Annotated in this window: 10 protein-coding genes and 1 other RNA gene; all 11 read right to left on the reverse strand. The window is 37.1% G+C overall.

Annotated elements, in window-relative coordinates; genetic code table 11:
• Positions 1-21: 21 nt before the first annotated feature.
• On the reverse strand, positions 22-1,104 hold the full coding sequence (gene murG / locus NSCAC_RS06960; protein ID WP_197745340.1) for an undecaprenyldiphospho-muramoylpentapeptide beta-N-acetylglucosaminyltransferase: 1,083 nt from the start codon (positions 1,102-1,104) through the stop codon (positions 22-24).
• A complete protein-coding gene (gene ftsW / locus NSCAC_RS06965) occupies positions 1,101-2,249 on the reverse strand; it encodes a putative lipid II flippase FtsW (protein WP_197744100.1) in 1,149 nt (382 codons plus the stop codon). Before ftsW ends, murG begins: the two co-directional genes overlap by 4 nt.
• A complete protein-coding gene (gene murD / locus NSCAC_RS06970) occupies positions 2,246-3,577 on the reverse strand; it encodes a UDP-N-acetylmuramoyl-L-alanine--D-glutamate ligase (protein WP_197745341.1) in 1,332 nt (443 codons plus the stop codon). The genes ftsW and murD overlap by 4 nt, the downstream gene beginning before the upstream one ends.
• 55 nt (positions 3,578-3,632) lie before the next feature.
• Positions 3,633-4,712, reverse strand: a complete 1,080-nt coding sequence (mraY, locus tag NSCAC_RS06975; RefSeq protein WP_197744101.1) for a phospho-N-acetylmuramoyl-pentapeptide-transferase — start codon at positions 4,710-4,712, stop codon at positions 3,633-3,635.
• A gap of 18 nt (positions 4,713-4,730) precedes the next feature.
• The gene (locus NSCAC_RS06980) at positions 4,731-6,086 is read right to left on the reverse strand and encodes a UDP-N-acetylmuramoyl-tripeptide--D-alanyl-D-alanine ligase (RefSeq protein ID WP_197744102.1); all 1,356 of its coding nucleotides are present in this window, start codon (positions 6,084-6,086) and stop codon (positions 4,731-4,733) included.
• A 2-nt stretch (positions 6,087-6,088) separates the two neighbouring features.
• Positions 6,089-7,618, reverse strand: a complete 1,530-nt coding sequence (locus NSCAC_RS06985) for a UDP-N-acetylmuramoyl-L-alanyl-D-glutamate--2,6-diaminopimelate ligase (RefSeq protein ID WP_197744103.1) — start codon at positions 7,616-7,618, stop codon at positions 6,089-6,091.
• A 38-nt stretch (positions 7,619-7,656) separates the two neighbouring features.
• On the reverse strand, positions 7,657-9,348 hold the full coding sequence (locus NSCAC_RS06990; protein WP_197744104.1) for a peptidoglycan D,D-transpeptidase FtsI family protein: 1,692 nt from the start codon (positions 9,346-9,348) through the stop codon (positions 7,657-7,659).
• Positions 9,329-9,637, reverse strand: coding sequence for a cell division protein FtsL (gene ftsL, locus NSCAC_RS06995; RefSeq protein ID WP_232085912.1), 309 nt, complete (start codon positions 9,635-9,637; stop codon positions 9,329-9,331). The genes NSCAC_RS06990 and ftsL overlap by 20 nt, the downstream gene beginning before the upstream one ends.
• Positions 9,634-10,590 (reverse strand): 16S rRNA (cytosine(1402)-N(4))-methyltransferase RsmH, encoded by a 957-nt coding sequence (gene rsmH / locus NSCAC_RS07000; RefSeq protein WP_197744105.1) that lies wholly within the window; start codon positions 10,588-10,590, stop codon positions 9,634-9,636. The genes ftsL and rsmH overlap by 4 nt, the downstream gene beginning before the upstream one ends.
• A 46-nt stretch (positions 10,591-10,636) precedes the next feature.
• An RNA gene (rnpB, locus tag NSCAC_RS07005) (RNase P RNA component class A) lies at positions 10,637-10,975 on the reverse strand.
• A 42-nt stretch (positions 10,976-11,017) separates the two neighbouring features.
• Complete coding sequence (rsmI, locus tag NSCAC_RS07010; protein ID WP_197744106.1) at positions 11,018-11,869, reverse strand: 16S rRNA (cytidine(1402)-2'-O)-methyltransferase; 852 nt, start codon at positions 11,867-11,869, stop codon at positions 11,018-11,020.
• Positions 11,870-12,044 lie beyond the last annotated feature (175 nt).

Below are 12,044 nucleotides of genomic sequence, written 5' to 3' on the forward strand. Positions count from 1 at the left end.
GGAATAGGCAATATATGGGGATTAGTTACAAGCAATTTGCAGGCATTCCTCGGCTATTCTTTGTGCTGTATTACCTAAGTGTAGTTTGTGAGCAGCTGCTGCCATTGTATCTAACAGATCTCGATGCGTATTAAAATACCTAAGAGTCTCTGCAAGTTTTTGTGGAGTGAGTTCCTTTTCAGGTAATAATAGTGCTGCATCATGATTAGTTAAATATTGAGCGTTAGCCAGTTGATGATTATCAGTTGCAAAAGGGTAAGGTACTAGTAAAGAGGCGATACCCACTGCCATTAATTCTGCAATGGTAGATGCACCTGCACGACATAGCACTATATCAGCCCATATATAAGCATCCGATATTTCATCAATAAATGCCACTGCTTTAGCATCTACCCTAAATGCTTGATAGGCTGTAATGACTTCTTCTTCTCTATCTGCACCACACTGATGCCAAATCTTTGGAAATTCATTGAGTTCAAGATAAGATAATGTTTGAGGGAGTACTTTATTTAATATTTGAGCCCCTTGTGAGCCACCAAGCACAAGTAAGTGGATGGGGGCGTGCTTATCTCTTATCGTATTCTTTTTTATATAATTCACAGACTCAATTTCTGCCCTAACTGGATTACCTATCCATTTTCCATTTAAAGTTTTAGAAAACGTATTTGGGAATCCCTCTAATATTTGGTTAGATAGGTGAGCAAGAATACGATTGGTAGTGCCAGGAATTGCATTTTGTTCATGGGTAATTAGAGGTATTTTAAGTAACCAAGCACCTAATCCTCCTGGTCCTGAAACGAATCCCCCCCAGCCTAAAACTGCCGATGGTTTTTGCTTATGTAATATTTTTAAAGCCTGAAATAATGCAATAAGCAATTTTATAGGTGCAGTTAACCATGTAATTATACCTTTTCCCCTAAGCCCATTTACTGAAATCCACTCAATAGGATATCCAGCTTTTGGTATGAGTTTTGCCTCTAGTCCTCGATGAGTGCCAAGCCATATTACCTCTACTCGTTTTGATCGGAGTACGTTAGCCACCGCTAAAGCAGGAAATATATGACCACCTGTACCTCCTGCCATCATTAATATACGCATTATTATTTAGATCGAGATTGTCCCACTTTAGGAAAACGGGTTTCCATATCTACTCTTAGAACTAAGGAAATAGCTACACAAATGACGATACTACTACTACCTCCTGCACTCATTAAGGGCAGAGTTAATCCCTTAGTGGGCAATATCCCCATATTTACACCTAGGTTGACAAAAGCTTGTAGCCCAATCCAAATACCTAACCCATAAGCAAGATAGCTTCCAAAAAAATGCCCTCTTTGCTCTGCTGCCCAACCAATCATAAAAGTACGGTAAATGAGTACTGAAAATAAAATAATTACAGCTAAGCTACCTATTAATCCTAGCTCCTCTCCGATTACTGCATAGAGAAAATCAGTATGTGCTTCAGGTAAATAAAACAGTTTTTGCACACTATCCCCTAATCCTACCCCGAACCACGAGCCACGACCAAATGCAATCAGAGCTTGAGTGAGCTGATAACCACTATTTAAAGGATCATCCCAAGGGTTTAGAAAAGAAGTTAATCGAAGTACTCGATAAGGAGAGTGCCAAGCAATAGCTGCAAGCGATGATCCTCCTAAAATAACTAAAAAAAGGAAATACCGAAGAGGAGCTCCTCCTAAAAACAGCATTCCCATAATCGTAGCAAATAGAACTGCAATCGTACCAAAATCTGGTTCTAGTAAAAGTAATCCACTGATAATTGTAAACAATCCGATAGGAAATAAAAAACCTCGCATTGCTGTTCGTACAATATCTTTGCGACGTACTAGGTAACCAGCAAGATAAATAATCATAAATAATTTAACCAATTCTGAGGGTTGCAACCTAACAGCACCTACCCCTAACCATCTTCGGCTTCCATTAATTTCTAAGCCAATTTTTGGTATGAGTACTAATATTAATAATCCTGCACTAATAAATAAAAAAATAGGTGCGGCTTTTTCCCAAAAAACTAGCTTAACTTTTAAAGCACTAAAAGCAGTTATGAGGCCTAAAGATAAAAAAATGCCCTGTCGCCAGAAGTAGTAGGTAGGTATGCCAAAATTATTCTCAGCAATAGCGATAGAGGCTGAACCCACCATTACCCATCCAAATCCTAGTAGTGCAAGAGCAGATCCTAATAGATAAGGATCAAGAGATAATTGCTGCTGGCTAGGAGATGGATTCATGGTTGAATAGCTTGAATTGCCTGTATAAATGCCTCTCCTCTAGCTTCAAATCCTGAAAACATGTCAAAGCTGGCACAAGCAGGAGATAAGAGAACGCAATCCTCAGAAGAGGCTAAGTCATATGCAGTGTTTACTGCCTCAGTCATGTTGCTTACTTGATAAATGGGGGTACTGTCAGTAAGATCTGTTGCTAGTTGGTAAGCGTCTCTTCCCATGAGAATAAGTGCTTTTGCTCGAGCTGCCAATGGTTTATATAAGGGACGAAAATCAGCCCCTTTACCTATACCTCCTGCAATGAGGATAATCTTTCCATGACAAGGTAATCCCTCTAGTGCTGCTAAGGTAGCACCCACATTGGTTCCTTTAGAATCATTAAACCAATCTACTCTATTAATACAAGCAACTTTTTGACATCGATGAGATAATCCTTGAAATTCTTGTAATGCAGTTATCATTGCAGATTGAGGTAGGCCAACAGATTCCCCAAGTGCTAATGCAGCCAATGCATTTGCCCAATTATGCCTCCCTTTTATAGAGAGTTGTTCTACGGGGAGTATTAATTTATTTCCTTTAGCAAACCATATTTGGTTGTTTTGTTCTTGTATCCCATACTCACTAAATCTAGGGTGATTTAAAGTAAACTGAATACAATGACTATGTGAATAACTAAAGGAAGATAGATAAGGATCATCTTTATTTACTACGATTGTTTTAGCATTTTGGTAAATTCGTAACTTAGCCTCAATATAGGATTCTATATTAGAATATCGATCCATATGATCAGGGCTAATATTTAATATACAAGAAGATTCTGGTTTTAAGGTATGAGTAGTTTCTAGCTGAAAACTAGAAAGCTCTAAAACATAAAAATCTGGCGTAGACCCTTCTAATAAAGTAAGAGCAGGCACTCCTAAATTTCCACCAGTAAGTACTTGCTTATTTGCATTACGTACCATAGCATCTACTAATAAAGTTACTGTGCTTTTTCCATTAGATCCCGTAATCGCTATAATTGGCGCCTTAGCATAGTGAGCAAATAGCTCAATATCCCCTAAGATAGGGATTCCTATTTTTTGAGCTTCTAGAATAGATGAATCATGAATAGAAACTCCGGGGCTAACAATCAAGCGATCTGCAGTAGATATGATACTTGGGTTAAATGAACCTAAATAGATAGGTATCTTAGGGAATTGCTTTTTAAATTGAGCATACTCAGGCGGATTTTCTCGACTATCTATAACGGTGAATTGGCAATTTTGCTGAGATAAAAATTGGGCGCAGGATAATCCTGTTTTACCTAGACCTATAATGACAGTGATAGGATTAATTTTATAATTCCTCTCTCGGTAACATTATCAAAATAGGATAACTTTATTAAAGATTCTAGCGAATTTTTAGACTAGATAACCCAATAAGAACTAAAATAACAGTAATAATCCAAAAACGAACAATTACTCTAGGTTCTGGCCAACCCTTTATCTCGAAATGGTGGTGTAGTGGTGCCATTTGAAAGATTCGTTTTCCAGTTAATTTATAGGATGCTACTTGTAAAATTACAGAAATAGTCTCAATCACAAAAACACCGCCCATAGTAGCAAGGACTAATTCTTGTCGTACTAACACAGCAAGTACCCCTAAAGCTGCCCCAAGTGCAAGAGCTCCCATATCCCCCATAAATACTTGGGCAGGATAAGTATTGAACCATAAAAACCCTAATCCAGCCCCTACCAAAGATCCGCAGAATACAACTAACTCTCCTACACCAGGGATGTAAGGAACACCTAAATAGTGGGAAAACCCAGCATGACCTGTGACATAAGCAAAAATTCCTAAAGCACCGCCTACTAATACGGTAGGTAGGATAGCTAATCCATCTAAGCCATCGGTCAAATTTACTGCATTACTACTACCTACAATTACAAAATAAACAAGTAAAATATAGTAGCTCCCTAAATTAATTGCTATATTTTTAAAAAAAGGAACAATAAGTACTGTTTCTGCAGGTACAGCCGTAGTAAAGTACAAAAATAGTGCAGCACCTAAAGCAATAATAGATTGCCCGAGATATTTGTGCTTTGCTGAAAGACCTTTAGAGCTTTTATAGACAAGTTTTTTATAATCATCTATACATCCCAAGCTGCCGAACAATAACATAACTGCTAAGATGACCCAAATATATCGATTAGTTAAATCTGACCAGAGTAAAGTTGTTATTGTGATAGCAAGTAATATCAGTCCTCCCCCCATAGTAGGAGTCCCTGTTTTATTAAGATGAGTTTTAGGCCCATCTATCCGTATAGGCTGACTTACTAGCATACTTAATCGACGAATTACGATTGGACCTATGGCTAAAGAAATAATTAGTGCGGTTAATACACTTAAAATGGCTCTCAAAGTAAGATATTGAAATACATTAAACCCTCTATTGAGGGCAGCTAAATGATCAGCCAAATATAGCAACATAAATATAAATTGAATTAATTAAGTACATAGAGCAGTTACAATTTGCTCCATATTCATGAACCGGGATCCTTTAATTAGAATAGTTGTATTACGAGTTTTTATTTTTTGTAACTCTACAATAAGCGTTTGCTGATCAAAAAAATGCTTCCCACCGCATCCAAAGGACTTGGAAGCAGCAGCACTGAAATTACCTAGTGTATATAGTTGATTAATTCTAGCAGATCTAGCCTGCTGCCCTAAATCTTCATGAAGCTCAATTGATTTTTCTCCTAGCTCTGCAAAATCTCCAAGTACTAAAATACGATCTCCAGTAAATTGAGCTAAAACTTCTAAAGCAGCCTGAAAAGAACTAGGGTTACCATTATAAGTATCATCTAAGATTCTTGCCCCAGAGGAAGTATATTTAACCTGCAAACGACCAAAAGCAGGAGAAAACGTAATTAACCCTTCATAAATTTGATCTAACTTTAACCCTAGGGTAAAAGCAACAGCGCTTGCAGCTAAAGCATTCACTACATTATGTGTGCCAAGCAAGGGAAGAGGAATTCTTATAGTCCCTTTAGGAGTAAAAAGAGTAAATTCAGTACCCTCTGGATTTGAGGTTAGATCTGCAGCATAAATCATTGCAGATTGCCCTAAACCAAAACTAATGACTCTAAGTCCATTACGCATTGCTAATCGATGCCAGTAAAAAAAATAGGGATCGTCTCGATTTAGAACTCCAATACCTCCAGAGCTCACTCCTTGAAAAATTTCTCCTTTGGCTTGAGCAACTCCATTGAGATCCTTAAACCCTGAAAGATGAGCTGAGCCTGCATTAGTAATAAGCGCTATTTGAGGACAAACTAACTGACTAAGGTAATTAATTTCTCCAGAGTGATTAGCGCCCATTTCAATAACTGCAAAACGGTGGTTTGCGTTTAGTTGCAATAACGTTAAAGGGACACCAATTTGATTGTTTAAGTTTCCTTGAGTTGATAAGGATAAATTAGATTTACTCAAAATAGAGCTAACCATCTCCTTAGTGGTTGTTTTTCCGTTGCTTCCTGTAATTGCAACAATGGGAATCTTAAAATGTTTCCGCCAATAGCTCCCGATTTTCCCAAGGGCAAAGCATGTATTTACTACCTTTATTTGAGGAATATCAGATTCAATAAATTCTTCAACTAAAACTGCACTAGCACCTTTTTCTAAAGCTTGATAAATAAAATTATGACCGTTAAATTTCTCTCCTTGTAATGAAATAAAGAGTGTACCGGAAAGATCGTTTAATCGACTATCTGTACTAATTCCAGAAACAGTAATTTCCCCCCCCCCTCTTAACTGCCCTTGAACAGTTTGGGTGATTTCTGTAAGACTACCAATAAATCTCATCTTTATGATCTAATAAAATTATTTTTATGATCTTTTAATGCTTGCTGCGCACATTGTTTATCACTAAAGGGATGAAATTTAGTACCTATTTGTTGATATTCTTCATGCCCTTTTCCTGCAATAAGGATAATATCTTTTGATTTAGCCAGCTGTATTGTGCGAGAAATAGCCTCTGATCTAGGGCGATATTTATAGATTTTATCTGGATGTTTCATTCCAGACATAATATCTATTATGATCTGAACAGGATCTTCCTCCCTAGGATTATCATCAGTAAGTACAACAAAATCTGAAAATTGTTCAGCTACTTCGCCCATAAGGGAGCGTTTGCCAGAATCTCGATTACCGCCACAACCAAATATGCACCATAATTTTCCTTTAGGATCTAAATGCTCTTTTAAAGAATAAAGTACTTGACTCAGTGCATCTGGAGTATGAGCGTAATCTACAACGACTAATGGTCCAGCTGGATTCTCAAGTAATTCCATACGTCCAGGTACGGTTTTTATCTGAGAGAGTCGCTCTAAAGCTTCATCAAACGGAATATTATGGGCTAATAAACCACCTAAAGCTGCAAGTATATTATAAACATTAAATTTCCCAAGTAAGGGGCATTGCAGCAGGCTACTACCCCATTTCCCCTGTATTTCTAAGGATATTTCTGATTTATTATAGTGAATACATTTGGCTTGAAGTGAAGCATTATCACTTAAACCGTAGCTAATAACTTTAGTACTATTGGAAACTTTACTAATAAGATTACACCCAATTTTATCATCTATATTAATTACCGCATATTCTAATTCAGGCCAATGGAATAATTTAGACTTTGCTGCCTCATAATTTGCCATATTGTGATGGTAATCAAGATGATCTCTACTTAAATTAGTAAAAATAGCATTATTAAAGTTGATTCCATTTACCCTCCCTTGATCTAGAGCATGAGAAGAGACTTCTATTACTACATTAGAAACCCCTACATTACAGAAATCACTTAAATGCTTGTGAATAGATAATGAATCTGGAGTAGTGAGTTTACTAGGAGTAACTGATTCTAGCGTGCCTATACCAAGCGTGCCTATGATTCCGCAGGGGGTTTGTTCAGAGTGCAATGCTTGGACTAAAAAATGAGATACTGATGTCTTCCCATTGGTTCCAGTAATACCAGTGATTCGAATTTGCTTTGAAGGATAAAAGTAAAATTGATCAGCAATACATCCTATCTTCTTATGTAATTCAGGAATTGGAATACAAAGAATATTTAATGCTTGTAATTGGCTTTGAATTTCTAAAGAAATTGGAATAGCTGAATCAAAAATGATTGCCCTCACACCTTTATTGATTGTCTCTGGTATATAGTTATGTCCTAACTCTTTTTGTCCTAGACAAGCAAAAAATAAAGATCCAGAATTTACTTCTCGGCTATTCATACAAATATGGCTAATAATTGGATTATGATCTAGATTTATAGAGTTAGGTTCTAGCCATTCCCTTAATAAAGACATGAGTGAATGTTGATAATTTTGCTCCATAGCTTATTTTTTAATTGGATATATCTAATATATATGCCTTATTTTCCATAAGCTGTTTGTAGATTATCTGGGGCAATATTAAGTAATCGCATGGCATCAATCATTATTTGAGAGAAAATAGGAGCAGCAATAGTACCTCCATAATAACCCCCTTTTTTGGGATTATCGATCATAATAACTGCTGCTAAACGTGGATTGCTTACGGGGACAAGTCCAGCAAAAAGTGCAATATATTTATTTTTAGTATAGTGGCCTGCGTGAGTCTTTTTTACAGTACCTGTTTTTCCTGCTACCCGATAGCCAGGTACACGGGCTTGGGTACCTGTGCCACCATTTATAGTGACTCTTTCAAGCATGGTTAGTACAGCATGGGCTATTTCTTTAGTCCATATAAATTTTCCCTCAGTAGGTTGTTTTTGATAAAAAAAACTAGCCGGCCTCAATATTCCCCCTGCGCCAATCATGGCATAAGCACGAGCAAGTTGAAGTGCAGTTACTGATAAGCCATAGCCAAAAGATAGAGTAGCTCTTGCAATTTCACTTTTTTGAAAAGTATTTGGGTTAGGTAAATGCCCTTCTACTTCTCCTGGGAATCCACTGGCAGTAGACATGCCAAATTCTAATTGAGAAAAATTTTGAAAGAATTGTTGCGGATCAAGATCTAGTGCAACTTTACTGATTCCTACATTGCTTGATTTTTGTATAATAGTACCAATGTCAATTCGTCCATAATTGTGAACATCGTGGATTGTGTAACGACCTATTTGGAGATACCCGGGTGTAGTATCGAAGAAAGTATAGGGTGTTACTTTCCCTAGCATTAAAGCAATTCCCATAATAAATGGCTTAATGGTTGAGCCAGGCTCAAACAAATCAGTTATTGAGCGATTTCGGTATAATTGACCCTGCCGCTGTGTATAATCGTTTGGGTTGTAAGATGGCTGGCTTGTCATCGCTAGAATCTCACCTGTATGTACGTCTAAAATGACAATAGACCCGGCTTGAGCCTCATGGATCTGGATAGCATCTTTTAATTTTTGATAGGCTAAGTACTGTAGCTGTAAATCAATACTTAAGCGTAAATCTTCACCTGGCTGGGGTGTGCGTATATTTTCTATATCTCCTATGGTGCGACCTCGACTGTCTCGAATAATTCTTTTTTTCCCTGGAATTCCTTGTAGGACACTATTAAATCCTAGTTCTATACCTTCTTGTCCTATATCATCAACATTTGTAAACCCTACGACATGAGCAGCCAGAGGACCAGTAGGATAATAACGCTTATATTCTGATTGAAACCCTACGCCTAATATATCAAGTGCTTGAATGCGATTGGCTAATTCTGGTTCTGCCCACCGCTTTAAATAAGCAAACTCATGAGTTGCACCTTTTTGCACTTTATCTGCTATATAATTTCTTGAGACCCCTAGTGTATTTCCTAGCACAGCCCATTGCTCAGGAGTTTGGCTAAGTAGTTTAGGGTTAATCCATATGGAATCTACCGGTGTGCTTACTGCAAGCGGTTCTCCATGCCGATCAGTAATCATTCCCCGATGAACAGGTATAGTGACTACCCGTAAATGGCGAGTTTCTCCTTTTCCTCGCAAAAAATCGTAATCTAGTACTTGTAATTTAATTAGGCGAACAACTAGAGAAATAATTATTAAAGAAAAAATAAATCCTACAGCCTGTAAACGAGTAAAGTAAGGTTTATTTTTGTTTCTCTTCATCTTTCTTTATTTTCATTACTACTATTTGTGTTGAATCTGGAATAACCATCTCTAACTTCTCTCTAGCAATTTGTTCAATTCTTCCTTGTCTAACAAGAGTACTTTGTTCCAAGAGTAAACGCCCCCACTCATCATCGAGTTGATCTCTAGCTTTATATAATTTTTGCAATTCCATAAACTGTTTTCGATTTTGATGCTTGATATCAACTAGGGTTACTGCAGAAATTAAGATTAATACGCTTAAAACAGCAATAGCTGTAACTAGCCATCGATATATACTTATTATCACGGTGAGTGATGAGCCATTTTTTGAGCAACACGTAACTTTGCACTACGTGATCTAGGGTTGCGCGTAGTTTCATCTAAATTAGGTACTATGGGCTTTCCCAAAATTTGAAAAGTAGGAGATTGTTGTTGATTTTCTGTAATTGGTAAATAGGAAGGTAAGTATGTATTCCCATTTTGGGAATTTTTTTTAAAAAATTGTTTGACAATACGATCCTCTAAGGAGTGAAAGCTAATAATAGCTAAATGTCCTCTTACTGCTAATACGGATTTAACTTGCTCAAGGGCACTATAGAGTTCCTCTAGCTCTCTATTAATAAAGATTCGAATTGCCTGAAATGATCGGGTAGCTGGATGTTTTTTTTTCTCCCATCTTGGATTTGCTTGAGAAATAATTTGGGCAAGTTGTTGTGTATTTATTAATTTTTGTGTATTTCTAGCATTTGTAATAGCACGAGCAATTCTTTGTGCATAGCGTTCTTCCCCATATTTTTTAAGTACATCTGAGATTTCACTCTCCTCAGCTTGTGCCAGCCACTCTCCAGCACTTTGTCCATTTTCACAATCCATGCGCATGTCTAAAGGACCAGGGTGCAAAAAACTAAATCCTCGCCCTGGATTGTCTAGTTGAGGGGAAGAAACGCCAAGATCAAATAAGATTCCATGAACCTTATGGCTCCATCCCATACCCACAACTATTTTTTCAAGACTACTTATTGGAGCATGAATAATAGAAAATCGCTCATCTTGTTGCGCTAGTATTTGTCCTACAGCGATAGCTTCTGGATCTTTATCAATTGCAAGTAACTTTCCTTTAGGAGAGAGTTTAGCTAAAATAGCCCTACTATGACCGCCCCGACCAAAAGTTGCATCAATATAGATACCATTTTCTTGGATGTTTAATGCATGAATAGATTCAAATAGCAGAACAGGTTGATGTGTACTATTACCCTCCATAGGAAAGCATTTTACTTATTTTAGATAAAATCTTAATAGGTAATAAAAATTGAGATAGCCGATAAGCCGGGTTCTGTCGTGGACAGCCATTCATCTAGGATATATGTCACCATATACCTCAAGCAGCCTACCCAGGAACAATGCGGGTCACATTATCGCTCCTCTATTTGGCTTTGCTCCGAATGGGGTTTACCTTGCCGCAGTATGTTACCATCTGCGCGGTGTGCTCTTACCACACCTTTTCACCCTTACCTATTGGCGGTTTATTTTCTGTGGCACTTTCCGTAGGCTCACGCCTCCCAGGTATTACCTGGCATTCTACCCTATGGAGCCCGGACTTTCCTCATTATTTAAGTAAAAATAATGCGACTGTCTAGCTATCTCAAAACCCAATGTAATCTTGCAATCTATTTTCGCTATATAAATTCTAATTATTATTTAACTTTAGTGCTAGTTGGTAGAGATAATTTTTTTTTATTCCTGTAATTTCATTTCCCGTAGCTACTGCTTGTTTCAATGGCAGTACTTTCAATAAGGGTATTAATATATTCAGTGCCTTAGTTTCCATATCCTCTTGATCTTCTTCTGTTCCATGTACGAGAAGTACAAACTCTCCTCGGTTTAGTATTGAATCATTCTTTAATTGAATAAGTAATGAATTAAGCGTCCCTTCCCACACTGTTTCATAAAGTTTAGTAAGTTCTTTAGTTAAAATTACTTTTCTCTCAGAGCCAAATATCTTTACCATCGCTTCGAGGGTATCTAATAATCGGTGAGGTGCTTCATAAAAAATAAGCGTACGAGTCTCTCTGACTAATTGGTTTAGTCTAGTGTATCGTGCACTGGGTTTTGCAGATAGAAATCCTTCAAATACAAAACGATCGGAGGGGAGTCCAGCAACAGAAAGTGCAGCAATTAATGCACAAGGTCCTGGAATTGGAGTTATTGGTATCCCAGTAAGTCGTGCTTGTTGTACTAAGCGATAGCCTGGATCGCTAATTAATGGCGTACCAGCATCACTGATCAGGGCAATAGAGTCCCCATTTTGACAATGCGCAATTAAAATTTTTGATCGCTCTAGTTCATTATGATCGTGGAGTGAGATTATAGGTGTAGTAATATTAAAATGATTTAATAAGGTAGTACTGTGGCGGGTATCTTCAGTAGCAATTAACCTTACTTTCTGTAAGGTTTCTTGAGCACGGAAACTAAAATCTTTTAAATTTCCGATAGGCGTAGCTACTATGTATAGAGTACCTGTTTTATTAACTACTGCCATGGGTATTTATATTCATTTATTACTTCTACAGTAAAATAATTTGTTTGTGTTTATGACTGTTTTTCTCCAAACATTAATCTACTTTTTTAAATTCATAGTCCTAATTTTTGTCTTTAATTTAGCTGTTTGTACTTCCAATGCTATTGGATCTGAAGAATCTTTAAACAGATGATTT

This window comes from Candidatus Nitrosacidococcus tergens (genome assembly GCF_902810445.1).
GTDB lineage: Bacteria > Pseudomonadota > Gammaproteobacteria > Nitrosococcales > Nitrosococcaceae > Nitrosacidococcus > Nitrosacidococcus tergens.

Bases quoted from the DNA above. Each gene is read 5' to 3' on its own strand.
- mraY (WP_197744101.1), bottom strand. From the start codon at position 4,712: ATGTTGCTATATTTGGCTGATCATTTAGCTGCCCTCAATAGAGGGTTT.
- NSCAC_RS06980 (WP_197744102.1), bottom strand. From the start codon at position 6,086: ATGAGATTTATTGGTAGTCTTACAGAAATCACCCAAACTGTTCAAGGG.
- NSCAC_RS06985 (WP_197744103.1), bottom strand. From the start codon at position 7,618: ATGGAGCAAAATTATCAACATTCACTCATGTCTTTATTAAGGGAATGG.
- ftsW (WP_197744100.1), bottom strand. From the start codon at position 2,249: ATGAATCCATCTCCTAGCCAGCAGCAATTATCTCTTGATCCTTATCTA.
- rsmH (WP_197744105.1), bottom strand. From the start codon at position 10,590: ATGGAGGGTAATAGTACACATCAACCTGTTCTGCTATTTGAATCTATT.
- rsmI (WP_197744106.1), bottom strand. From the start codon at position 11,869: ATGGCAGTAGTTAATAAAACAGGTACTCTATACATAGTAGCTACGCCT.
- NSCAC_RS06990 (WP_197744104.1), bottom strand. From the start codon at position 9,348: ATGAAGAGAAACAAAAATAAACCTTACTTTACTCGTTTACAGGCTGTA.